Consider the following 24,218-nt stretch of genomic DNA (forward strand, 5'->3'; position numbering starts at 1 on the left):
GTGTACAAGGCATTTATGCTGGTAAATGAGCCTTTGGTCTTGGTGAATTTTCTAATTTGCCTGTGTAGTCCCTCTATCGGATTAGTGGTGTAAATTACTCTCCTCATTGGATCAGAATACTTGAAATAACTAGACAAATTTTCCCAATTATTCTGCCAAGATTTCACAACTAATGGATACTTTTCGCCCCATTTTTCCTCCAGCTCAAGCAAATAATTTTCTGCAATTTCTTTACTTGTAGCGCGGTATATTTTTTTCAAATCATTCATGAAAACTTTTGCTTGATACGTATTTCAGAGAGTTCCGTATTTGATGCACTACACATAGCTGTACTTCCACATTAGGAAATACGCTATTTATAGCTGCAGGAAAGCTTTTTAACACAAGCTATCAAAATGTCTTCTATTCCTCTCTCTTTCAAGTCATTTAATACGCCTAACCAGAAGCTAGCTCCCTCGCTTTCTGCTAAGTAAAAACCCAGTACTTCTTTTCTGCCATTTTGCTAATATATTATACATGCACTTGCTTACACAGCGTCCGTCCTTTTTTACTTTAAAGAACATTCCATCCATAAAAACTATCGGATAAACTGCCTGTAAAGGACGACTGCGCCATTCGTTAATCACTGGCAATAATTTATCAGTAATACTGGATATTTCAGCAACCGATATCTTGTTGTCATAAATTTCTTCGACGTGTGACATTATGTCTCTATATCTCATACCGCTGGCAAACATGCTCAAAATCTTTGTTTCAAGTTCTGTTGTTTGCCTTTTTTTCACTATCTGTGGTTCAAAACTTCCCTCTCTGTCTCTTGGTGTCAATAGTTCAAATGAACCTGCACTTGTTTTCAAAGTTTTTCCATTCCTTCCGTTTCTACGATTGTTTTCTTCGCTTTCAGTAGATAAATGATGTTCTATTTCACCCTCCAAGCTTGCTTCAAGTAGCCTTTTTACAAATGGCGTTAATGCACCATCTTTTCCCATTAATGGTCTTGTATCTTGTAAAAAGCATCTAATGTTTTAAGCTTAAGCATTAGATGGAGAAGAGAAGAACTCTGTCAGTGGTCTTAGATATAAAATCTGTAAGGTAGATAAGAGTTCTCTTCTCAAGAGTACAGGCTGGACGGTATCGTAGAAAAACCTAAATGGTTCTAATTCTGTATTCACAAGACTAGCCTTACTTTTCATTTTTAATGGTAACGCATGGGGTTATATATGATCAACAACTTTTTAGGTATAGATGTATCGAAAGATCGCTTTGATGTTTTTCTCTCGTTCATAAGCAAAAAAGGAAGATGTGAAACTAGAAAAAGGAGTTTTAAAAACGAGGATTCTGGGTTTCAAGGTTTACTTAGCTTTCTACAAAAACATAATGTAGAAGAAGTAAAAGCCTGCATGGAGGCTACTGGTTGTTATAGCGAAGCTTTGGCTGAGTTTCTGCACAACGCTGGACATTCTGTTAGTGTTGTAAATCCTTATTGCATAAAATCTTATGCAAGGAGTAAGCTGATACGACAAAAGAATGATCAGACCGATGCAGAAGTTATTGCTGATTATTGCCAAAGACAGGAACCTTCTAGTTGGACACCACCTTCTCCTGAAATGAAAAAATTAAAACATCTTTATCGTTGCTCAGTTGCGTTAAAAGATGAGTTAACATTAGTAAATAACCACTTAGAAAAAAAAGAGAGACTGCTTAAAGAAGTTGCAAGTGCTTGGGAAGACCTTGCAATGAATATAGCTCAAAAAATAGAAACAATAAAAAACTCCGTACGTGAACTATTAAATCAACATAAAGAATTGTTGGAAAATTTTCAACTTCTATTGACTATTCCAGGAATAGGAGAAGAATCAGCAATAGCTATTTTAGCTGAAGTTCCTGACATAGAGGTTTTTAGAGATGCCAGGCAATTGGCAGCATATACAGGAGTTATACCACGAAATATGACGTCAGGTTCCTCTGTATATGCCAAACCCAGATTAAGTAAATCCGGTTCACAAACATTACGTAAAGCACTTTTCTTTCCTGCTATAGTAGCTAAGAATCACAATCCTATCATTATTAGTTTTTGCCAGAGATTAAAGGAAAAGGGTAAGCATAATATGGCTATCGTTGGTGCTGCAATGCGTAAGCTACTCCATATCATTTTCGGTGTTCTAAAATCCAAAAGTGCTTTTAATCCTGACCATATCAAGAATTACAGGGCAAAGCGGTTGGAGGAGAATTTAGTACTTTAAAATCAAAAAATGCGTACTTTCTATCTTATGTAAAATAGCATTTTACACAAATTTATTTAATGTAGTTGGTTAGTGTATATGTTGATAGAAAGTATTTTTTGATTTCGTAATACAGCTTAAGATTCAATTTCTATAATTTTCTTGTTGACTGACAAGACGGTATCTACCTTCTCGTATAGACGACAAGATATTTGTTTCTAATTCTTTATAATCTACCAAACCAGTAGTTCTATCTGCTATTCTTTGACTCATATCAAACCTCCATTTTTATCTCAATTATATTTTACTTCTCGGTTTGACACACTTTTTTGAACATCCCCCAAATGAGAAGAAATTACCTAATTTAAAAGTTTTACTTGATAATTATGGATTTTCTCAACTGCGCAGGATTCAAAGAAGGCTGGATAATAGACCTACTCAAGTTTAGTATTCGGCTTTGTAGCATTATACAACGCAAAACCCATACACCACATCTACTGCCACTGCGAAATAAAACATAAAACGCAACACAGCTCACCAATAATAACGCACCAACAACACCAGCCGCAATTGGTTGGTTTGATGATTTTTCGTATATAGGGATTTCCTTCACTATAAAAACATGGTTCTATTTCAGCAGATAAAGGGTTGTTCTGTGAGTTTGACTCTTGCTCAATAGTTTGCTCTGGTTTCATATGTAAATTGAAAATCTTTACTATTTATATTAATATACTCATATAATTTAATGTCAGTTTTTGTCACACTGGTTTACGTCAAGACTATTTTTAACCTCTTCAACATCTGTTGGTGCATTAGAAGTCCTTCATATTTTGCAATAGTGGTTTCCTTATAAATCCTTGAGTTTTTTTGCAACAGCTTTTCCTATTCTCTTCGATGTTTTCATCTACTCTTGTTAAACAATGCAATCAAGACCATAAAACTTCTCTAATTGCTCACTCCACAGCATCGGTATTTCTCTCAAATCAACTAATTTCAAATCTCTTGGCTGTCTCCCATTTACTATGTCTTCTTTAATCTTTGGTGCTAAATAGTTCAACCTCAAAATTTGCTGTATACGTCTTGTACCTATATTAATTTTGGCACTCAGCTCTTTCACACTTGAGTATTTTCCCTCTTCTAGTTGCCGTTTCCAGGAATGGGCTCTTACCACTGCTTTCAGTAATGCATTGTTTGTTTTACCTTCTGGTTCTACTACCGTGCATTTATTTCCTTTCTTCTTTATTGGTATAAACTTTTCCTCTGATTCAGAACTCACTTCTATTCCATCTTCCTTAACCATTACTCCCTTTATTAACTTTTTCACTACTTCTTTCTGCTTTCCAAAACTTAAATTTTTCCATTTTTCTTCGGTCTTTTCTTTCCAATTTTCATATAGCTGTTCAGCTTTCTTCATCACTTCTTTTTCCACTTCTCCAGCAACTATTGTTCGGTTCACTGATCCACAATCCTTCCCCCTTAAATGGTTATTGCACACATAATATCGGTACCTTTTATTTTCTTTTTTTGAGTATGTCAGCGTCATATTTACATCACAGCTCTTGCACTTAATTATTCCCTTTAGTAGCGCTTCCTCGTATTTCGCCTTTCTATATGGTTGATTCTTTATCAATTCCTGTGCTTTTTGCCATTTTTCTTCTTCTATTATCGCTTCATGTTTTCCTTCATACTCTTTCTCATAATGCCGTATTTTTCCCATATATATTGGATTTGTTATTATTCTCCTTACCGTCGCTTTTTTAAAGATATCTGATTTTGTTCTGTAACCTTGACTATTTAGCTCCCTTGCCAATTCTGCCATTGATCTCAGCTCCATATACCTCTCAAATATATACCTTACCACTTTTGCTTCTTTCTCATTTATTATTAATTCTTTATCCTTTACATCATATCCAAGCGGCAAAGTTCCTCCCATCCATAGTCCGTGTTCTTTTGATGTTGCTATTTTATTTTTTACTCTTTCCACTATCATCTCTCTTTCTAGTTGTGCTGCTCCTGACAATACCGTTTGTACAAACTTTCCCATTGGCGTATTATTGTCAAATATCTGCGTTACTGCTATAAAATTTACTCGGTGTCTTCTAAAAAATGATGTTACTTCGATGCTGTCTTTTGTTTCTCTTGATAGTCTGTCTAGTGTGTACACTACTACACAATCTACTTCTCCTGCCTTTACATCTTCAAATAATTCCTTTATTGCTGGCCTTTCTAAATTCTTTCCTGAGAAGCCTCCATCATCGTACCTTTTGGCCAATATTACCCAGCCTTCTCTGCTCTTTATGTACTTTTCACATGCTACCCGTTGTGCATCAAGACTATTAAACTTTTGTTCCAGACCATCTTCATTTGATTTTCTCGTATATATCGCACATCTTACCTCTTTCAGCATTCTTTCTCCTTATCTCTCATTCCAAATAGAAGCGGCCCATTGTAGCTCATTCCCATTATTTTTCCGGCTACTGCTGACAATGACGTGTAAAACTCTTCTCTGTAGATTAAACCCTGATCTGTTACCATTACTGCATGCGTCTCTTCTCCTCTCTCTAGTATTAATTCTGTCCCTTCTACTGGTAATTTATCGCTACTTATTCTTTTTCCCTTTTCTAGCCGATCTGCCAGATATTCTAGTCTTTTTGCTCCTTTTCTTGACATTTTTCCATACGCTTCCTCCTGCATTCTATATGCTAATCTAGGTATCAGATATTTCTTTGAATGTTTAGGTGCCTCTTCCCCAAATACCTTCTTCCACGTTTTTCTCAGCTCACTCAAAGGTTTTCTCTCTAAATTCATTACTTTCTTTTCCATTTCCTTCTCCATATTTTTAGCCCTTCATAAATAGCTTCTCAATTCTGTCTATTTCTTTCTTCAATATTTCAGTGATCTCCTTACTGTTTTTCGCATAATCCATTGCTGTCATTCCAAATTTATCCGCTTGTTCTATTTCTCCTCCAGCCTTCACTAATTCTTTCACTATCTCTTTTTCGCCTATCATGCATGCAAGGTGCAGCGGTGTGCATTTATTTCCATATTCTTCCGCATTTACATTCCCTCCTGATTTTATCAATTCCCTCACGATTTCTAGACGTTTCTCCGTTACCGCTAGATGCAGTGCTGTATATCCTTCTACATCTACTGCATTTACATTCGCTCCTTTTTCAACTAATAAACTCACTGTTTTTGCTTCTACTGCATAATGCAGTTCCTTCTCGTCTCTTGCATAAATATTTTCATGTGAGTTCTCTAATAATTCTTCTGCTGACTTATTAAATTTGCCAAACTTTAACATAATCCACCTCACCTTTTCTTTGACCTTTTTTTTTAAGCTTTCCTTCTCACCACCTCATCTATCATTTCATTCACTTTGCTTATTATCTTGCTTGCTAAATTTTGACATTCTTCCTTTATTAGTGATTTGTCTCTCTTCCTTATTTCTTCTATCTCTATTATTTTTAACTCTGGTAAATAACTCCCATTCAACATGTCTGCTATTTCTCCCACTAGCCTCTCTATTCCATAGCACGTCAGTTCTCTACTTTTTGTTACTCCACCTTTTTCTCTCAGAAATTTGCTCGCCTTTTCACTTTCTTTGCTATCACATAGGCAATACTTTTCACTTTCCCAAATGTAATACATTGGTGTTGCACCATATTTATTCAGTTGATTAACCTCAGCTCCTGCTTTTACTAGCTCTTTTATTATTTCAACTCCTCCTATTTTGCATGCAGAGTGGAGTGGCGTACATCCAGTGACATATTGAGTGGCATTTACTTCTGCTCCCGACCTTAGCAACACTTTTACATTTTCTAAGCTTTTTGCAAATACTGCACAGTGTAGAGGTGTATAACCATTTTTATCTCTTGCATTTACCTCTGCTCCTTTTTTTATTAATAATCTCACCGTTTTGTAATCAGAGATTTCTACTGCTTGATGCAAGATCGTCTCTCCTTCTTCATTTCTTTTATTAATATCGTTACTTGATACTTCTTTAAAAAACTTACTAAAAGATTCTTTGCTAAACTTCATACTTACCTCACAAAACTAGCTTTTCTAGCGCCAGACAAATTTCTTATATTTACCTGCCGCTATTCAAGTCATGTCCTTTTTGGCATGAGAAAGCAAGTCCTTTTCTTTTTATTTCATACATTTTAACCTATTATTAATATAATATATGAGGATCTAAATATAAGTACTTAACTTATTACAGATATCACTTGACTATTTTTCCAACTTCTGTGCAAATGTCGATGTTCGTGCCACTTCAGTACTCCTGGGTAAAATACTAAAATGTGCTTTTCTAACTCGTGTATTGAGTCTTTTTGCTCTAAATCATTTTTATAGTAAACGTTGTGTTCTGCTAAACCATATTTTGTAATCTTCTGATCTGTATAGTTTTCTATTTTGTAGTGGTGAGTAACGCTAAACCTTTCTAAAATTGGCTTGTGTTTTAAACTCCAATGTTGCCCTGAAAGTTTATCGTTTCCCAATACAAATTTATTTCCTTCTTCTTCTATTCTACCAACCGGAAAACAGCTATTTATTTCTCCTAATTTCCAGCTATCTGACAGTACAATCTGCGCTTTTGCAAATTTAATCGATGGTAATAAACTCTGTGGTAATGGATATAGTGCTTTTAAGTTGTACCACAAATGATCTCTTTCATAGATGCCTTTATAATCCCTTGTGTGAGGCTCGGTTTCTCCAAGGATTGCTACATCTAGGCGATATATATCATTGCTTAAAGCTCGTTCATAATGATCGCGTAGATAGTTTTCTATAATCCTAATAACTGGACCACTAGACCTGAAAAAATTTACTCTTCCAAACGATAACACTGGTCCATCTTTTTCTATTTTTACCCCTGAATAATCAGAAAGAAGATCTCCAAATAAACTCTCATCCAATATAAATCTCTGCACATTATAATAATCGTTAAAAATCCTCATTAGTCTGGATCTTACAGGCAGTGATAGTTTTGCCAGCTCTACTACTGCATCTACGAAGAAGTCATTTGGTACCTCTTTTATCCCTACTTGCAACTCAAAAAAGTGTTTACCGGGTGGCTCTTCAATAATTGTAATATCTTCTATATTTGCCCACTTTAGTGCTATTTTGAGTGATGCTGGGGTTCCACGTAGTCTTTGAAATTTTACTCCTTCTACTACGGCTTTTCTTCTATCTTTTACCCAACGCAGTATCTCTTCTAAACCATATTCTTCTATTATCCACGGCAATGTTTCTTCTTTAAGACTAAACTTAAATCCTCTGATACAGCTTGGATCAACCTTATAATCTATTGCATCAACCAGTGCTTGCTCTTGCTTTGTTGCGTTTGGCGGTAATAAATTTTTCATTTGTCTTTGTATCCGTTCAGAGGTGTGGTTTAAGAAACAACAGCTAGCAGGTTTTGAAAAGGGTTTAATTCCTTTTGTTTCCAAGTCAGATACAACGAAATTATCCGCTCAAGAAATCTATTCCCTCGCTCTGACTGTGCAAAATATGAATTCTTACGATAGACAACATAATGCCGTATCTGTCGCTCAACATGGTTATTCGTTAATGGAATATTCTCTGGGTCATCCAAAAATGTCCACATCATTGACTCGGATTTTATAATACCCTTTACCGTTCGTGAAGCTCCTTTTGCTTCAAGTATATAAGATATTTTTATCATGCAGTACTGTATGTATCTTCGTAATTCTTTAGCTTGCTTAGTGAACTTTGAAATACTAATTTCATTTTCTGACAAAGCGTTTTTTAATACAAACAATCCATTAGCTGCGTCTTTTAAACAATGGCCAAGTCTCATTACTTCACTATTCCAACTATGAGATAACCTCTCGAAATTTCTCAATAAGTGAGCCCAACAAATTTGTCGTTTTTCATCACTGAAGTGGTTGTAAACTGCATATCTGTCAGTAATTACCAGGTTTTTGTAATCACAAAATGCACTATTCTTTAAAAATTTCATTCCTCTTGTATCTGCTAACTTCATAAGACTTGCTTTATTGTTGGCAAACATCCAGCACCATCCCAATTTGCCTTTGTTGTAGTGACTGGTTTCATCAATATGCAAAATTTCGCTTGCTTTTATTTCTTCCTCTATTTGTTCATAGGCTTCTTTACATTTTGACGAAACCCTTGCTTCACTATTGGACACACTACCAACACTTATACTCATGTTAAAGATGTCTTTCATAATATTCGCTATTTCTCGCTTTGAATTCTTATAAAACCCACTTAGTGATGCAACTACTGACTTAACTCTAGGACCAAAGGTATCCGGTGTAACTCCTTCTGGTAATTTGCTACTCCTTCTTTTTCCGCATTTACGACAGCGACCATGTTCTAATTGATACTCAACTACGTAAGGCTTAATTTCTGGTAAATCAACTTTTTGATAGACATATGGTTTTTCCGATATTGCGATTTCTTCACCACACTCGCATCTATTTGGTAACTCTACCTTCACCACCTCATCTGCTTCCATTTTAGCTCGGCAATTCCCCTTATGTCCAACTTGACCACCTATCTTCCTGCCGCCCTCTGACTTATCTTCTGGTGTGTCTTTTTTTATTTTGTACAGCTCTTTTGAACTTGGTAAAGATGAATTCCTTGAGTTTAAGCCGAGTCTCTCTCTTAGTTCAGCATTCTCTATTTCTAAGATTTTATTTTTTTCTTCAAGCTTTGCTACTTTCTGCTCTAAGTTTTTACATAACTCTACAATACTGATCAACAATTGAAGCATCTAGCCTTACTTTACTATCAACATTTTGTGTTATTACTACTTTAATATATTATGTCAATTGTTTTTTATCCTTGCCACACCTCTGAACGGATACGTTCAATGACCCTTCTGGATAAAAACTATTGTCAAGCACTGGAATGACATAATTTGAATTGTGTCACTTGCATGGCCAGACTGTGTAGTAATGCTCCTTATTAATTGATTTTCTGCGCATTTCCTTGAGAAAAAACATCACTTAATGAAGAGCTCACTGACGAGCTTCTAGACAAGCTTCTACTAGATAAGCTTCTAGATGAGCCAGATGACAGCCTTGTATCCCTGTTTCGAGCTTTTTCGTTACTATGTTTCTTATTCTGCTTATCTTCAATGTTGCGTTCCTCCTTAAACTTTTTACAGAAAGTGCGAAGATATTTTATTTCGCCTTCCTTTTCTGTAGTTTCGTTTATTTTATCGATTAAGCAAATCAGATTTGCTATTGAGAATCCCTTACTAGCCTGTACAAGAATTTTCATATCGCTATCTTTTAATTTTTCGAGCCGTTCTTGTAATATTTTTCGACGTGTATCGTCTTTATCCAGCCCAGGAATCTCAATACACTCCAAACGACCACCCCTAATAAGCGCAGGATCTAAATGATTCTTATGATTAGTTGCAGCAACTACCGTTATATTTTTTAAGGATAAAAACTCTCGATCCAATTTAGTGAGTAAATGAGTTAAAGGTCCTGCATTCTCATTACCAGTTCGCTTTTTGCCAATGCCGTCAACCTCATCTATAAAAATTACACAAGGACTATTTGTCTCTGCTTGCTCAAAAACTTGATCTATATTCTTTTGATTAGATAAGCAAGATGCAGGAACAGATATAAACGCAAACAGAGATTTAGTTTGATTTGCAATTGCCTTACTAATACTAGTCTTACCAGTTCCTGGTGGACCGTACAAGAGATATCCTCCGCTTTTTGACTCACAAATCCCTTTCAATTTTTCTTTTATGTCATTTGGTAATATAATATCACTAAATGTTGTATTCCACCCTCTTTCTTCACCTTTTGCATAAAATTACATACTCAACTTTTCTTCTACTTCATCTTTTGTTGCAGGACTATTAATTAACCTTGCAGAAAGATCACTAACCTCTTTTTCTAACCCCTCCACTTTATCTTTCGTTACAAAACTATCTGAAATTCTCTCGACTTTTTTTTCTAGATCACTAAGCTTCTTTTTATTTTCTTTAGCCTCTTCATTCTCTAATTCTTCTTTAATTGGAGCTAGCGTATTTTCTTCTTTCCTTGACTCTTTATTTAGCTCTTCAACTTCAGCTTTCGAGTTTTCTTGAGATTTTTTACTTTGTTTAATCATTTTATATGAAAACACAATTACTACTGCAGAAAGCGCAAATAAAATAAAAATAACAGGGGGAGCTATATTTAAAGCTGCAACTAAAGATAAAAATGCAACGTAAGGAGCTACAGCAAAAACTCCAGATGTAATTAATGTAAGAGAAGCAATAGCACCAGCTATAAGAAAAGGTATATTAGTTCTACTAAACATATTTTAGTTTATAGATTAATAGTTAATTTTTAAATAATACAAGCTTTTTATAGTAAAGCAAGACTAACTTAAGGCATCCTTAATCAATCTATAATTGAGGTATTATGAAGTATTAAGAGATATAAGATGGTATGTTGTATTTTTAATTCAGTGTTCTTTTTCTATCATTCCAGGGTACTGGAATGATAGATGCTATGATAAGAAATTCAATAACTTAAAGTAGGTAATTAAAGCCTCTAATTAAGATCTAAATCTATAGTTATTATAAGCAACACTAAAGAAGTGCGGAAGTAAAAATTTACGAAAGAGCATTATGTATACATATGCTTTGTAGTTCTACACTTTGCCACCCTTCTGTTAAGCTTTGCCTCCCTTCCATTACGTTTTGTCGCTCTTTTATTTCTTTTATTTCGTTATCGAATTTTGATATTAGATATTTAGCATAACCAGATGTTAATGCTGTTGATGCAGATACAGCTATTGCTGCCATAACAGATGTTAATGTAATTTCCATTGTCTCGGTTATAAAAAGTGTCGATGCTAAAAAATTCCCGAACATGGCAACTAAGCCACCAACAACAACACTATCTCCTACTACCTTACTTTTCAAAAACCTTTCTATATCCTCTACCGTATCTTCTTGGCGATTTATAATGGCATAATATAAAGGGGTTTTCTGAAAATTATCTTTCTTATAAACATCTGCACCTCTACTTAGCAAAGCATTTACTATCTCCATATAGCCATTTGCAGCAGCATAATGCAAAGGAGTACAACCATTTTCATCTTTTATATTAACATCCGCACCTCCGTATAGTAGAGCATCTACTACCTCTACGAGGTTATTTTTAGTGGCACAATGCAAAGGAGTACAAACATTTCTATCTTTTATATTAACATCCGCACCTCTTTTTAGTAGAGCATTTACTACATCTACACATCCACTATAAACGGCATGATGCAAGGCAGTCTCTCTATTTTCACCTTCTACATGAACATCCGCATGCCTATCTAATAAAACATTCACTAAATCCTTACAGCCAGCTGCTGCAGCTGCAATTAATAATGTAAATTCGGCATCAGGATCACTTTGGATGAATGTATGATTTATACTAAAATTTTTATTTTTCCACTCTTGATACGCTGTTGCATCTTCCCTTTGTAATACCTCTTTTATTTTATTAACTACATTATCTTTATTTACACTTGCATCTTTATCAATTGCACTTAATATTTTTTTTAGATTTTCAAAATTCATCTTTACCTCCTATAACTTTACGATGCAGTTACTACACAATTACAAACAAAAGTAAACACATTTTTAGGAATTATTTAGAAAAAGAAACCATTGAAAAAGTCAGTAATTTACAATAAATAACTGATACATTTAATTGGAAGAAATATGTGATGTAACTATAGCCATTATAAACAACAACAGAAAAAACACGGAAGTAAAAAATTTATGTTGACTGTACAATATCGATTTCTAATATAATCCAGAGATAAAAAAATGTCGGTGCTGAAGTTATATATCTGCCTCCATATTCTCCTGATTTTAATCAAACCATTGGTTTGTTATAAAAAATTGAGCCAGAAAGAATATTCAGCTATTCGAACTATTAGAAAAAGAGCTATAATTATAGACTCAGTATACACTATAACTAGACTTTTTTTTAAGAGGAATGATATAGAAGTTATTACTAAGACACTAAACAGTTTTCAAAAATGAAAATTATACCTTAAAGCTGATTTTCATATAGTTCTTGCAAGCGATAGCACTCTCACTTCTCTTGCACCAGAGTTTAAAATTTCCTGAGAGCAAGACCTTGCGGTTGCGCCAGTTGTTACTACATCATCAACCAATATCACGATTTTGTTTTTGATAATTTCGCTGTTACTTACTTTAAAAGTATTTTTCAAATTTTTTTCACGCTGTTTAAGTGAAAGACCAGCTTGAGGTTTGGTGTGACGAATACGTTTTATTGCAAATGGTGTATAAGATAAATGAGATAACTTACTTAATTCCTTCGCGAGCAATGCTGCTTGATTATATTTACGTTTAAATAAGCGTATTTTATGTAGCGGTATGGGAATTATGACCTCTGCATTTTGAAACATGTCTTTGTTAGCTTTGTACATCCACTTTGCGTAGACTTTCATGTAGTTTAAGTTATCAAAAAATTTAAAATTTATAATCATATTTTTGCTATGTTCATCGTAGGCAAAAACTGATCTTAATACTTTAAATGGCGGAGGATTACTGATGCATTTGCCGCATGTATAAAAACTATCTGGAATTACTACACCACAAACATTGCAATAATGCTTAGTTAAGAAATTGATTTTTTTATTGCATTCACTACATAAATCATAACTTTTATCAATTATACGTTCACAACTTACGCATACGTTTGGAAATATGAGATCTGTAGCTTTTTTTAATAAGAGAAGATTCATGAATTAAATATGTTAGGTATACCTTTTAAAATGCTCCTCATAACCTAATTATTAAGAAATAGTCGATACTTGATCCAATAAATATGTTTTAAGATACTTGCCTGTAACGCTTTTTGGAGTCTGTGCAACTTTTTCTGGAGTTCCTACAGCAACCACTTCGCCACCTTTTACTCCACCCTCTGGACCAATATCTATTATGTAATCAGCAGTTTTTATAACATGTAAATTGTGCTCAATAACTATAACAGTATTTCCTAAATCAACTAGCCTATGGAGTATTTTCAGTAAATTATTTACATCTTCAAAATGTAACCCAGTTGTTGGCTCATCGAGAATATACAATGTTTTCCCGGTAAATCGCTTTGATAGTTCCTTAGACAGCTTTATTCGTTGTGCTTCACCCCCGGACAACGTTGTTGACGACTGTCCAAGCGTTATATAGCCAAGCCCTACTTCCTGTAAAGAAATCAACTTTTCCTTTATCATTGGAAGATTTTCAAAAAAGTCACATGCTTGATCTATTGTCATATCAAGCACATCAGAAATTGATTTTCCCTTGTAAGTAACTTCCAATGTTTCTCGGTTATACCTCTGTCCTCTACATTGCTCACATTTCACATAAACGTCCGGTAGGAAATGCATCTCGATCTTTAAATGCCCATCACCTTTACAAGCTTCACATCTTCCTCCCTTGGTATTAAATGAAAATCGGCCTATATTGTAACCTCGTGCCTTCGACTCTGGGAGACCTGCAAACCAATTTCTGATGTGAGTAAACATACCAACATATGTTGCTGGATTTGATGCTGGGGTCCTACCAATTGGCGATTGATCAACTTCTATAATTTTATCTATATACTCAAGGCCTTCTATTTTGTCGCATTGACCATGCCTTGCAGATGAATGATTTATCTTGTGTGCTGAGTATTTATATAATGTTTCTATCACTAAACTTGATTTCCCTCCTCCTGATATTCCAGTAACACAAATAAAATTCCCTATAGGAAATTCAACATTTATATTTTTTAAGTTGTTCTCACAAGCATTAACTACCTTTATGAACTGAGTTGTTTGCTTTCTTCTTTTTGAAATTGAAATTTCCTTCTTTCCACTTAAATACTGTCCTGTTATGCTTTCTGAATTTTTTTGTACCTGATCTGGTGTTCCTTCTGCAACGATTTTTCCTCCATTCACGCCAGCTCCAGGACCAATATCAATCACATAATCAGCAGCCATTATTGTGTCTTCATCATGTTCAACAACAATCACAGTATTACCCATGTCTCTCAGATTTTTAAGTGTGGTAATTAATCGATCATTATCACATTGATGAAGGCCAATTGAGGGCTCATCAAGCACGTATAGCACTCCTGTTAAACCAGAGCCAATTTGCGAAGCAAGCCTGATCCTCTGGCTTTCACCACCAGAGAGAGTGCTAGATTCACGGTCAAGTGTAAGGTAATTTAGCCCTACATTCTTTAAAAATGTCAGCCTTTTGATTATTTCGTTTAATATTTTATTTGAAATTTGCCTTTGTTGTTCTGTAAGTTTGTCTGATAAATTTCCAAACCACTTAAGGGATTCATCGATGCTGAGCCTTGATATTTCACCTATATGTTTTTCGTCAATTTTCACTGTAAGTGCTTCTTTTCTCAATCTATAGCCAACACATTCTTTGCAGTCAGTAACAGAACAATACCTATCAATAAGTGATGCATCGTAATCCATCTGGCGTTCTAGGATACTGACCAAACCTTGAAATTTCATTTCTCTAGAGCCAAAAAGTATTAAATCCTTCACTTTTTGGTCTATATTCTTCCACGGAACATCAAGGCTAAATTTGCAATTTTCAGCCAGTGATAGAATTGCATTTTTTAGCAATCCATAGTTTGTATTCACTTGACGGAACATTGATCCAATTGGCTTTAAAGCACCTTCAGATATCGAGAGCGTTTCGTCTGGCACTATTAGCTTTGCATCAACACTTAGTTTTTTACCGAGCCCACTGCATGAACTGCATGCACCGTAGGGGCTGTTAAAAGAAAACAATCTTGGCTCTATTTCTTCAAGAGTAAAGCCAGACTCAGGACATGCAAAATTCTCTGAGAAAGTTAAAGTTTGACCATTTTTATACTCGGAATTGTGGTTATCAGGTAAGTTCACTATTTCTGCATACATTAAGCCATGGCCCAGCCTCAATGCTGATTCTATACTGCCTGGTAGTCGATTTCCTATATCATCTGACATGGAGATTCTATCTGCAATAACAAAAATATCATGTTTCTTGTTTTTGTCGAGTTTAGGCAAGTCATCTATATTGTATGTTTCACCATCTATTTTTAGTCTAACGTAACCCTGCTTTTTAATTTCCAATATCTCTTTGAAGTGCTCTCCTTTTCTGCCACGCACAATAGGAGCAAGTATATATATTTTAGTTTCTAAAGGTAATGCTATAATAGTATCTACAATTTGAGATACAGCCTGTTTCGTTATTGGCAACCCAGTTACAGGCGAATAAGGTATTCCCACTCGTGCATATATCAAACGTACATAATCGTAAATTTCAGTAACGGTTCCAACAGTTGATCTTGGATTTTTTGAGATCGACTTTTGATTAATTGATATTGCAGGAGAGAGGCCTGTGATTGACTCAACATCTGGTTTATCTTGAATATTAAGAAATTGACGTGCATAAGCCGATAGACTTTCGACGTATCGGCGTTGGCCTTCTGCATAAATCGTATCGAATGCAAGGCTAGACTTACCAGAACCACTTAGTCCAGTTATAACAACTAACTTATTTTTTGGTATATTGACATCAATACCCTGCAAATTATGCTCTCTTGCACCTTTAACTCTGATCATACTTCATGTACCTTTGACCATTACAGCCTCAAAATACATAAACTCACAACAACTTGCTACTAATTTTTTTAACTGTTATGGAAAACGAAGTAGCATAACTAGTGCAAAACATTTTGCCACACAACTATATGAACATCTGTTTTCGCCAAGTTAGTTCGTACAACAAATGGTGTCATAAAAGTATGTTTTCTACAATCTAATCAAAAGCATGCTTGCCAACTTTTGGAAACAGGAAATCTTATTTTATATAAAATATAGAATTTTGATAAATTTAACTTTTTTGTGAGATTATGCAGTGATAAAAATAAATTGAGAGGGAAAGGTTGTGGCAATAGAGAAGGAGAAGTTTTTTGAAATAATAAATGAGGTAAGTGAAAGTGGAGGTTTGGATGAAGATAATTTACTTGAAAGAATAAAGAATGAGTTAAAAGGAAAAGATGCAGGAGAGTACAACAAGTTTAGTAAAAATTTTAGTAAAGAACATCAATTTAGTATAAAAATTTCAGAAGAAGCTGCAGAAGATTGGACGTTGTTACATCTTGCTACAGCATGCAACAATATGTTAATAGTGGAACTTTTACTAAAAAAGAAAGCAAGTGTTAGCGCTCGAGTAAAAGATGGTTCTAAAAATGATGGGCTAACTGCTTTGCATATTGCTACTTCTTGTGGACATGAAAGCATGGTAAAACAACTACTAAGTGATGATCGAGTGAATCCTTCATTAAAAAGCAAAAATAAGACTCCAAGGGAGGTGGTTGGTAATATAGAAAATAAAGAAGCTATAGTAAAAATGTTAAAGGAAGCAGAACAAAATTTTTGTACAAAGCATGAGAAAAAAACTGCTGCACCAGCAGATGTTATAAATTCTGTGAAACAATATGATACCATACGTAGTGGTGCACAGGCTCCTGTTACGTGCGAAAGTAGTGACAGTGTAGTAAGTGAGCAAGACTTACGTGTTAGTGTTAAGAATATGGTAGAAAAATTTGAGTCACCGCAAAGAAAAAGTGCTACATGTAGTGGTAAACAGACTCCTATTGACGAAAGTGTTAGTAGTGACGACAGCGGTCTAGAACTTGAAACTACATTTAATACCTCTTCCTGCTCCGAAATAAATCACGACGAGGCAGTTGATAATCAAACTTTAGAAAGTTTGCCATCTCAAATTCAGTTGCGAGATAGACAAATTCGGAAGTTAGAAAAGCCAGGTAAAGAATTAAAACATGTTGAGAAAGAACTAGAAAAATTAAAGAGTGACTTAGCTGGACATGAGAATAGGTTAGAAGTACTTGATAAACTCAGTGAAGAGAATCAATCACTAAAACAACAAATACAAGATCTAAAAAGTAAAAATACAACTCTTAATAGTGAATTAAGCAAAACCAAAGCAAATAAAGTATTACTAGAAAAAACAGAAAAAAGACAACTGTCTTTCTTAAAAATTGCTTCTGTAAACTTTGCAATCATGTTGACAGTAGGTGTTGCCTTTAGTATAGCCTTCCAATTACCAATTCTATTGATGATTGCAACTTCTGTGATGTCTTCATTGATAGTCGGTGGAGTTACATACGCACTATCACCGCAACCTACTGAATTAAAAGAAGTAAGTATTCAATGCTCAATGCAACATGATGCTTGTAAAACTTAACTTGTGCGCTTCCTGGTAATTTTGATATAGTTATTTCAGTTGAAATCTACAGGTTTACAAATGGCAATCTTAAGTGTAAGAGAAGCTTTATGCACAGCGATCAGAGAAGAAATGCAAAATGACCCTGATATATTTATCATGGGTGAAGAAGTTGCAGAGTATGATGGTGCTTATAAAGTAACGAAAGGATTACTGAAAGAGTTTGGAGAAAATAGGGTAGTTGATACACCCATTACTGAACATGGATTTGCTGGTCTTGCTGTTGGAGCAGCATTTGCTGGACTGAGGCCAATAGTCGAGTTTATGACTTTTAATTTTTCTATGCAGGCTATCGACCAAATTGTGAATTCCGCAGCAAAAACAAATTATATGTCGGGTGGACAACTTGGATGCCCTATAGTATTTCGTGGACCAAATGGTGCTGCAGCAAGAGTTGCAGCACAACATTCTCAGTGCTTTGCATCTTGGTATTCGCATGTTCCAGGGTTGAAAGTAATAGCACCTTACTTTGCCTCCGATTGCAGAGGTCTGCTTAAAGCTGCAATTCGTGACCCTAATCCGGTAATATTTCTAGAAAACGAGATCGCTTATGGACATGAGCATGAAGTTCCTGACTCTGAGCTATCAAATAAAGATTATCTACTTGAGATAGGCAAAGCTGCTGTTATACGGGAAGGAAAGGATGTAACTATCACTGCTTTTTCATTGAAACTAATGGATGCGTTAAATGCAGCAGATTTACTCTCTAGTGAAGGAATAGAAGCTGAAGTTATCGACCTCAGAACCTTAAGACCACTTGACACTGAAACAGTTATTAACTCTATTAAGAAGACCAATAGATTAGTAAGCATAGAAGAGGGTTGGCCATTTGCAGGAATAGGAGCAGAACTCTCAGCCATGGTTATGGAACAAGGATTTGACTACCTTGACTCTCCGGTTGTACGGGTAACCGGCAAGGATGTCCCCTTACCTTATGCTGCAAACCTAGAAAAGAAAGCATTACCACAAGTGGAAGATATAGTTGAAGCTGTGCACCAAGTCTGCTTTAGAAAGAAATAGTCCTATTGACTCTTTTTTTTATCTCCCGTTCCACATTCTTCCATAAAAGAGGCATTTGTAGAGTTTATACCACCCATTACTTTTATGACAATAGTTTTAGCGCCAAAAAACACAGCGCAAAATACACCGAGGGCGAAAAGAGCAGGCCACGGCATTCTACCAAATATTGCAAGTAAAGCTGCTCCTATTATCACTACGGTCATAAGAGGTCCACCTATTCCCCAAACGTAGCCAATAATATTACATATTACTTGAGCAGTTGTATCGTCATTAGAGTTAGCAGCACTTCCAACATGAGAAAAAGAAATAAATAATACTATAAGTAGAATACAAAAAACCTTTCTAATTGTAGGGTTCATCCCTATACCTTAAGTTTAAATATTATAATTATATCTAAAATAGTATAATTTTCAGTAAAACTAGCATTGTGATTTATACAATATTGCATAGCAAATGATGTCTATTGGTTATCAATCACTGTCAATTACTTGAGAGCTTATTTCGACTTTCGAAAAAGAGCAATAACACCCATGAGTAAAATTTCACATTACCACTTTTATGTGTTATGATAAGCTTAAATTTATAAAGAAAATAAAATTGAAAGAATTGAGAGAGAACCGGATAGCAAGAACGAGAAAGTTTTTATCTTCACTGTTTTTTTTGCTACTAATTGCGCTATCAATACGTAGTTTTTTATTTGAGCCATTTCATATTCCTTCTGGTTCAATGAAAAGCACTCTACTTGAGGGAGATTATATTTTTACTAGTAAATATTCATATGGTTATAGTAAACACTCTTTTCCATTTTCTCCAAACATCTTTAGCGGTAGAATCTTTTATACCCCTCCGGAGCGTGGTGATATAATAGTTTTCAAGCCTACAAGAAATGACAGCATTAGATTTGTTAAGCGGGTAATAGGAATACCGGGCGATAAAGTGCAAATGATAGAGGGGGAGTTATATTTAAATGATCAGAAAGTAAAGCGAAGACAAATTGAAAATTTTTTTGATTATGAGTCAAAGCGTAATATAGCAAGATACATCGAAACACTCCCGAGCGGCAAGGAGCATGAAATTCTAATAGATAATCTTTCTAATAAGTTATCATACAATACTCCAGTTTATTATGTGCCTGATGATCAATTTTTTGTTATGGGAGACAATAGAAATAATTCTTTTGATAGCAGGTTTTCTGAAATTGGGTTAATACCAACTGAAAATATAGTTGGACGCGTAAGCATGGTTGGTTTATCGTTTAAATTAGGCAAAGTTGATTGGTTGCCGTTTGATTTTAGGTTACCTATTGCTCTGAGATTTGACAGGGTACTTCACAAAGTTGTATGAACTCTATCTGTCTGCTGATTCGCATAATTCTAAAGCAGAGTTTTCTAACTCAGAGATAGCATTATTAATGTTGTCTAAGTCATTTTCCTGTAAAGCGTCTTTTGCGTTCTGTAGTAAAATTTTTAACTTTTGCTCAGTGGAAACATTTTCAACTAGATGTATGAGCTTGTTACCGTTAATTTTAGCCTCTGCAAGGGAACGAGCCTTCATATCTTCATCAAAGTTACTTACTGACTGATTGACCATATCTTGAATATCTTCTTCACTTAAGCCAGAGCTTGAATTTATTTCAACTGTCTGTTCGACTCCAGTAGTTTTTTCTCTTGCAGTGACAGTCAATATTCCATCAATGCTAACTGTAAATCCTATTTCAACTTTTGCAGAACCTGCAGGCAATTGTGGTATACCTTTGAGTTCAAATCGTGCTAGAGATTTATTATCTTTTATCATTTCACGTTCTCCTTGACAAACGTGAATTTTCATTGCTGTTTGCCCGTTAGCGTAAGTTGTAAACTCTTTTATTTCTGAAACTGGTAGTGGTGTATTTCTTGGTATAATTTTTTCAACTATTCCCCCCATAGTTTCTATGCCAAGTGATAAAGGCAGCACATCAAGGAGAATATTCCTATCTTTTGAGTTTGAAGTTAAATAATGAGCCTGCAAAGCTGCCCCATTGGCAACTGCTTTGTCCGGATCCACATCATTCAGCACTTTATTGCCAAAGAGTTTGATTAGTGAATTTTGCACTAATGGCACTCTAGTTGCACCACCAACTACAATTACCCCTTTTATATCATCGATTTTAAGATCTATGTTGCTTATAGTACGAGTAACTATATTTATAGTCTTATTAACCAAAGGACTGATTGCTTGCTCGAATTCTTCTTTGGTAATTTTGCACTTAAATAATTCACCATTGATGCTGAATTCAAAAGTGCCAGAGGTATCTTCACTTAGGTACTCTTTTATAGCACGTATATTGCAGATACCAGTTTTAGTGTATGAATGTTGTAATTTGTAGGTAGTTGTATCAGATGGTGTCATTCCAGTGCTTGACACTGGAATCCAGTTCTTATTATATAACTTTCTGGTGTGTTCACTTGCAATCAAACTTTCTGGATCCCAGTGTCGGAGCACCGGGATGACACTAGAGCATTTTTTATTTAAACCTACCTGTTCTCTATACTTTTCAAGCACGATTAAACTAAGTAGATGATCAAAATCATCACCACCAAGTTTAGTATCACCACCAACTGCAAGAACTTGAAACACTCCTTGATGTAATTTTAATATTGAAATGTCAAATGTTCCACCACCGAGGTCATAAACTGCATATATGCCACTGTTATTGTTCTTTTCAATGGAGTAAGAAAGTGCTGCAGCGGTTGGTTCATTAATGAGGCGAAGAACATCTATGCCAGCTAATTTTGCTGCATATTTGGTTGCGTTACGTGCTGAATCATCAAAATAAGCTGGTACAGTAATCACTGCTTTGTTAACTTTCATCCCTGTGAATTTTTTTACCCTCTTGCATAGAGTTTTTAGTATCTCAGCAGAGATCTCAATAGGAGTGAGATACTTTTCCTCTGAGCATTTTACCCTAATAACTTTTTCACTTTCGTTATCTATTTCACAATTGATACCTTCTTTATGCAAGTCTTTAACACTTTTACCCATTAAGCGTTTTATAGAGCAGATAGCATTCTTGCTAACATCGTAGCCTACTTTTAGTACATCCTTTTCATATGAAATGACAGAAGGTAATAGTTCACGACCTTGCTCATCTTTAAATATTTCTACATTGCCAGCTTTATTTACCATGGCAATTAAAGAGTTAGTAGTTCCAAGATCTATACCAAAAACCATCTCATTTGAACTTGGTTCAGAAATTTGAACTGGCCGCATTTTCCTTTATCTCCTCAAATGACTTATATAAATATCTCAATCTAAAAACTTGCGTAGCAGCTTCATCAAAATTTTTTGTAGCAAAAGCATTAATTAGGTTTTTAGTACAATCTTTTACCTTTTCATCAATCATCCTACTTGCAAATTGTAAATCATCGCAGTCTAGAAAGTATTCTCTTATTTCCATTGATTCATTTAATATTTCAGGATCAAGATGCTCTTTTTTGCTTTGTACGTCAAAAAGATCCAACAAATGTTCGGCACGCTTTAGAGGTGACTTCAGTACCTGATAAGCTTTGTTGATACTTTCCATATTTTTGGACTCTCTTTCATTTATATCAGTTTTGCTTAGCTCAATATATTTTTTCTCCAGCTCATCAAAGCTGATGTTAAAAGCCGGTTCAATTCCAAATAATGTGAAATGGTTGCTAGACATGAAAACTCTCTCCACAACCACATTTTCCTTTCTCATTAGGATTTTTGAAAATAAAACCTGATGAGAATTTTTCCTCTACATAATCCATTTCAGAGCCAAGGATAAACATGATAGATTTTGGATCGATCAGCACCTTGACTTTTTGATCATCACTGCAGCTTTCTTCAATTACCGACTCCAAAGGACGAACATCATATGCATATTCAATATCATATTTTAAACCAGAGCATCCTTTTTGCTTAATTAGAACTCTTATTCCTATTGCTTCTTCAAGGTTAGCATGCTTCTTTTTGTCCAATAAAAACCTTACCCTCTCTACTGCATTTGCAGTTAGAGTGATAGGTTTTTTAACAGAATTTACTCCTTGAAATTCACTCATGTTCCTCAATGTTTTTGTTTATTTTGATAATCATGAATAGCAGCTTTTATAGCATCCTCAGCAAGTACTGAACAGTGTATCTTTACTGGCGGCAAAGACAATTCTTCCACTATTTGAGTATTCTTTATCTTTGTTACATTCTCAATAGTTTTTCCTTTGATCATTTCTGTAAGCAAAGAACTTGAAGCTATAGCAGAACCACAACCAAAAGTTTTAAATTTTGCGTCTTCAATAACACCTTTATCGTTGACCTTTATTTGCAGTTTCATTACATCTCCGCATGATGGTGCACCAACTAAACCAGTACCAACATTTGGATCATTTTTATCCAGAGAACCAACATTCCTTGGATTTTCGTAATGATCTAAAATTTTCTCATTATAACTCATAGATTACCCGTAAACCATTACTTACATTATAACATATTTAGGTTAAAAACTAAAGTAAAATACACTAGCAAGCGGTACATTTTACTCACAAAATATATAGGTTACTAGTGTATTTACTTTACAAATACATATAGTGCATGTCATTCTTTATATGGTAATTTTAGAAGGAGTATTTCTTGAGTTTATTCAGTAATCTTTATCAAGGACTATTAAAAACCTCCTCCCGTTTTAGTGATGGAGTAAAAAATATTTTTTCTGGCAAAAAAAAATTAGATCAGTCGCTTTTAGATGATCTGGAAGAGCTGCTGATCAGCATGGACATAGGTCATAAAACTTCTAGATTGCTTATTGATAAGCTCGCAAGTATCAAATTTGAATCAGAAGTTGAACATAACATTATCACACAGCAGTTAATGAGCGAAATAGAAGCAATATTAAACCCTGTTGTGCAGCCGCTCATTTTGAATAAAAAACCACACATAATAATGGTGTGCGGAGTGAATGGTAATGGAAAAACTACAACTATAGGTAAACTTGCCTATAAATATAAGGAAAAAGGAAAATCCGTTATGCTTGTTGCGTGCGACACATTCAGAGCTGCTGCGAGTGAGCAATTAAATATTTGGGCAGAACGTTCTGATTGCTCTATTGTTACTGGAGAGCACGGTAGCGATTCTGCAAGTGTGGCATATAGAGCTGTAAATCAAGCGATAAAAGATAGCGTTGATGTTGTTTTGATTGATACAGCGGGAAGGCTACAAAACAATGTAAATCTCATGCAAGAGCTGTCAAAAATACATAGAACGATAAAGAAATTGGATGATACTGCTCCTCATGATGTTATTTTAGTTCTTGATGCAACTACTGGCCAAAATGCTTATAGCCAATTAGAGGCCTTTAGTAAAATGGTTGGTGTTACCGGGTTAATTGTAACAAAGCTAGATGGTACTGCCAAAGGTGGAGTAGTGATTGGGCTTGCAGAAGCTTATAAGGTGAAATTACACGCTATAGGAATTGGTGAAAGTATAGAAGACCTAAGGGAGTTTACTGGCAAAGAGTTTGCTGAAGCGCTGTTTAAATCTGATTGAAGATTTTTTTCAATTCTTTTATGTGACCAAGCTTAATTATCATGAGAAGCCGTTTTTAGATGGTCTCATTCCAGCATGTGACGCTGGTTACAGGTGATTATTGGGTTGGGTGA

At 34.9% G+C, this 24,218-nt stretch carries 22 protein-coding genes and 1 pseudogene; 5 read left to right on the forward strand and 18 right to left on the reverse strand.

The genetic code is table 11. From position 1 onward, the window contains the following. Positions 1–2: 2 nt before the first annotated feature. A pseudogene (locus OPR42_RS01040) lies at positions 3–998 on the reverse strand (IS256 family transposase); the annotation flags it as partial. 219 nt (positions 999–1,217) lie between these two features. On the opposite strand from OPR42_RS01040, the gene OPR42_RS01045 reads away from it, so the two are divergent. After that, positions 1,218–2,240 (forward strand): IS110 family RNA-guided transposase, encoded by a 1,023-nt coding sequence (locus tag OPR42_RS01045; protein ID WP_264375440.1) that lies wholly within the window; start codon positions 1,218–1,220, stop codon positions 2,238–2,240. 123 nt (positions 2,241–2,363) lie between these two features. Here OPR42_RS01045 and OPR42_RS01050 read toward each other — a convergent pair whose 3' ends face one another. The 12 genes from OPR42_RS01050 to uvrA form a co-directional block, all read right to left on the reverse strand. Continuing rightward, positions 2,364–2,492, reverse strand: coding sequence for a hypothetical protein (locus tag OPR42_RS01050; protein WP_265041548.1), 129 nt, complete (start codon positions 2,490–2,492; stop codon positions 2,364–2,366). A 640-nt stretch (positions 2,493–3,132) separates the two neighbouring features. Continuing rightward, positions 3,133–4,626 (reverse strand): recombinase family protein, encoded by a 1,494-nt coding sequence (locus OPR42_RS01055; RefSeq protein WP_265041549.1) that lies wholly within the window; start codon positions 4,624–4,626, stop codon positions 3,133–3,135. Then, positions 4,620–5,054: a DUF2924 domain-containing protein gene (locus OPR42_RS01060; RefSeq protein ID WP_264375437.1), complete on the reverse strand. Its 435-nt coding sequence runs from the start codon at positions 5,052–5,054 to the stop codon at positions 4,620–4,622. The genes OPR42_RS01055 and OPR42_RS01060 overlap by 7 nt, the downstream gene beginning before the upstream one ends. 4 nt (positions 5,055–5,058) lie before the next feature. Further along, a complete protein-coding gene (locus OPR42_RS01065) occupies positions 5,059–5,523 on the reverse strand; it encodes an ankyrin repeat domain-containing protein (protein ID WP_264375436.1) in 465 nt (154 codons plus the stop codon). A 32-nt stretch (positions 5,524–5,555) separates the two neighbouring features. Further along, the gene (locus tag OPR42_RS01070; RefSeq protein WP_264375435.1) at positions 5,556–6,260 is read right to left on the reverse strand and encodes an ankyrin repeat domain-containing protein; all 705 of its coding nucleotides are present in this window, start codon (positions 6,258–6,260) and stop codon (positions 5,556–5,558) included. A gap of 167 nt (positions 6,261–6,427) precedes the next feature. Then, positions 6,428–7,588, reverse strand: coding sequence for a phage tail protein (locus tag OPR42_RS01075; protein ID WP_265041550.1), 1,161 nt, complete (start codon positions 7,586–7,588; stop codon positions 6,428–6,430). A gap of 29 nt (positions 7,589–7,617) precedes the next feature. Further along, on the reverse strand, positions 7,618–8,970 hold the full coding sequence (gene tnpC, locus OPR42_RS01080; protein WP_264330462.1) for an IS66 family transposase: 1,353 nt from the start codon (positions 8,968–8,970) through the stop codon (positions 7,618–7,620). Between the two features lie 206 nt (positions 8,971–9,176). Continuing rightward, on the reverse strand, positions 9,177–9,926 hold the full coding sequence (locus tag OPR42_RS01085) for an AAA family ATPase (protein WP_265041551.1): 750 nt from the start codon (positions 9,924–9,926) through the stop codon (positions 9,177–9,179). 117 nt (positions 9,927–10,043) lie between these two features. After that, a complete protein-coding gene (locus OPR42_RS01090; protein ID WP_265041552.1) occupies positions 10,044–10,535 on the reverse strand; it encodes a hypothetical protein in 492 nt (163 codons plus the stop codon). A 298-nt stretch (positions 10,536–10,833) separates the two neighbouring features. Continuing rightward, positions 10,834–11,793 (reverse strand): ankyrin repeat domain-containing protein, encoded by a 960-nt coding sequence (locus tag OPR42_RS01095; protein ID WP_265041553.1) that lies wholly within the window; start codon positions 11,791–11,793, stop codon positions 10,834–10,836. Between the two features lie 494 nt (positions 11,794–12,287). After that, positions 12,288–12,992, reverse strand: coding sequence for a ComF family protein (locus OPR42_RS01105; protein WP_264682192.1), 705 nt, complete (start codon positions 12,990–12,992; stop codon positions 12,288–12,290). A gap of 51 nt (positions 12,993–13,043) precedes the next feature. Beyond that, positions 13,044–15,857, reverse strand: a complete 2,814-nt coding sequence (uvrA, locus tag OPR42_RS01110; protein WP_265041554.1) for an excinuclease ABC subunit UvrA — start codon at positions 15,855–15,857, stop codon at positions 13,044–13,046. 325 nt (positions 15,858–16,182) lie between these two features. Between uvrA and OPR42_RS01115 the strand changes: the two genes are divergently transcribed. Both OPR42_RS01115 and OPR42_RS01120 read left to right on the forward strand, forming a co-directional pair. Next, positions 16,183–17,505, forward strand: coding sequence for an ankyrin repeat domain-containing protein (locus OPR42_RS01115; RefSeq protein WP_265041555.1), 1,323 nt, complete (start codon positions 16,183–16,185; stop codon positions 17,503–17,505). Between the two features lie 60 nt (positions 17,506–17,565). Then, positions 17,566–18,564, forward strand: a complete 999-nt coding sequence (locus OPR42_RS01120) for a pyruvate dehydrogenase complex E1 component subunit beta (protein ID WP_265041556.1) — start codon at positions 17,566–17,568, stop codon at positions 18,562–18,564. Between the two features lie 2 nt (positions 18,565–18,566). Here OPR42_RS01120 and OPR42_RS01125 read toward each other — a convergent pair whose 3' ends face one another. Continuing rightward, a complete protein-coding gene (locus tag OPR42_RS01125) occupies positions 18,567–18,923 on the reverse strand; it encodes a TrbC/VirB2 family protein (protein WP_007302624.1) in 357 nt (118 codons plus the stop codon). 199 nt (positions 18,924–19,122) lie between these two features. On the opposite strand from OPR42_RS01125, the gene lepB reads away from it, so the two are divergent. Further along, the gene (gene lepB / locus OPR42_RS01130; protein WP_007302623.1) at positions 19,123–19,908 is read left to right on the forward strand and encodes a signal peptidase I; all 786 of its coding nucleotides are present in this window, start codon (positions 19,123–19,125) and stop codon (positions 19,906–19,908) included. 3 nt (positions 19,909–19,911) lie between these two features. On the opposite strand, the gene OPR42_RS01135 is transcribed toward lepB, so the two are convergent. From OPR42_RS01135 to iscU, 4 genes are read right to left on the reverse strand one after another with little or no spacing between them, the layout of a single operon-like run. Next, complete coding sequence (locus tag OPR42_RS01135) at positions 19,912–21,813, reverse strand: Hsp70 family protein (RefSeq protein ID WP_265041557.1); 1,902 nt, start codon at positions 21,811–21,813, stop codon at positions 19,912–19,914. Continuing rightward, a complete protein-coding gene (locus OPR42_RS01140) occupies positions 21,791–22,249 on the reverse strand; it encodes an iron-sulfur cluster co-chaperone HscB C-terminal domain-containing protein (RefSeq protein WP_265022219.1) in 459 nt (152 codons plus the stop codon). The genes OPR42_RS01135 and OPR42_RS01140 overlap by 23 nt, the downstream gene beginning before the upstream one ends. After that, positions 22,242–22,628, reverse strand: a complete 387-nt coding sequence (locus tag OPR42_RS01145; protein ID WP_006012614.1) for a HesB/IscA family protein — start codon at positions 22,626–22,628, stop codon at positions 22,242–22,244. Before OPR42_RS01145 ends, OPR42_RS01140 begins: the two co-directional genes overlap by 8 nt. Positions 22,629–22,633: 5 nt before the next feature. Then, positions 22,634–23,017, reverse strand: a complete 384-nt coding sequence (iscU, locus tag OPR42_RS01150) for a Fe-S cluster assembly scaffold IscU (protein ID WP_007302620.1) — start codon at positions 23,015–23,017, stop codon at positions 22,634–22,636. A gap of 176 nt (positions 23,018–23,193) precedes the next feature. Between iscU and ftsY the strand changes: the two genes are divergently transcribed. Then, positions 23,194–24,105 (forward strand): signal recognition particle-docking protein FtsY, encoded by a 912-nt coding sequence (ftsY, locus tag OPR42_RS01155; protein WP_265031077.1) that lies wholly within the window; start codon positions 23,194–23,196, stop codon positions 24,103–24,105. Positions 24,106–24,218 lie beyond the last annotated feature (113 nt).

This window comes from Wolbachia endosymbiont (group B) of Melanostoma mellinum (assembly GCF_947251465.1).
GTDB lineage: Bacteria > Pseudomonadota > Alphaproteobacteria > Rickettsiales > Anaplasmataceae > Wolbachia.

Bases quoted from the DNA above. Each gene is read 5' to 3' on its own strand.
- OPR42_RS01045 (WP_264375440.1), top strand. From the start codon at position 1,218: ATGATCAACAACTTTTTAGGTATAGATGTATCGAAAGATCGCTTTGAT.
- OPR42_RS01050 (WP_265041548.1), bottom strand. From the start codon at position 2,492: ATGAGTCAAAGAATAGCAGATAGAACTACTGGTTTGGTAGATTATAAA.
- OPR42_RS01055 (WP_265041549.1), bottom strand. From the start codon at position 4,626: ATGCTGAAAGAGGTAAGATGTGCGATATATACGAGAAAATCAAATGAA.
- OPR42_RS01060 (WP_264375437.1), bottom strand. From the start codon at position 5,054: ATGGAGAAGGAAATGGAAAAGAAAGTAATGAATTTAGAGAGAAAACCT.
- OPR42_RS01065 (WP_264375436.1), bottom strand. From the start codon at position 5,523: ATGTTAAAGTTTGGCAAATTTAATAAGTCAGCAGAAGAATTATTAGAG.
- OPR42_RS01070 (WP_264375435.1), bottom strand. From the start codon at position 6,260: ATGAAGTTTAGCAAAGAATCTTTTAGTAAGTTTTTTAAAGAAGTATCA.
- OPR42_RS01075 (WP_265041550.1), bottom strand. From the start codon at position 7,588: ATGAAAAATTTATTACCGCCAAACGCAACAAAGCAAGAGCAAGCACTG.
- OPR42_RS01090 (WP_265041552.1), bottom strand. From the start codon at position 10,535: ATGTTTAGTAGAACTAATATACCTTTTCTTATAGCTGGTGCTATTGCT.
- OPR42_RS01095 (WP_265041553.1), bottom strand. From the start codon at position 11,793: ATGAATTTTGAAAATCTAAAAAAAATATTAAGTGCAATTGATAAAGAT.
- OPR42_RS01105 (WP_264682192.1), bottom strand. From the start codon at position 12,992: ATGAATCTTCTCTTATTAAAAAAAGCTACAGATCTCATATTTCCAAAC.
- uvrA (WP_265041554.1), bottom strand. From the start codon at position 15,857: ATGATCAGAGTTAAAGGTGCAAGAGAGCATAATTTGCAGGGTATTGAT.
- OPR42_RS01120 (WP_265041556.1), top strand. From the start codon at position 17,566: ATGGCAATCTTAAGTGTAAGAGAAGCTTTATGCACAGCGATCAGAGAA.
- OPR42_RS01125 (WP_007302624.1), bottom strand. From the start codon at position 18,923: ATGAACCCTACAATTAGAAAGGTTTTTTGTATTCTACTTATAGTATTA.
- lepB (WP_007302623.1), top strand. From the start codon at position 19,123: ATGTGTTATGATAAGCTTAAATTTATAAAGAAAATAAAATTGAAAGAA.
- OPR42_RS01135 (WP_265041557.1), bottom strand. From the start codon at position 21,813: ATGCGGCCAGTTCAAATTTCTGAACCAAGTTCAAATGAGATGGTTTTT.
- OPR42_RS01140 (WP_265022219.1), bottom strand. From the start codon at position 22,249: ATGTCTAGCAACCATTTCACATTATTTGGAATTGAACCGGCTTTTAAC.
- OPR42_RS01145 (WP_006012614.1), bottom strand. From the start codon at position 22,628: ATGAGTGAATTTCAAGGAGTAAATTCTGTTAAAAAACCTATCACTCTA.
- iscU (WP_007302620.1), bottom strand. From the start codon at position 23,017: ATGAGTTATAATGAGAAAATTTTAGATCATTACGAAAATCCAAGGAAT.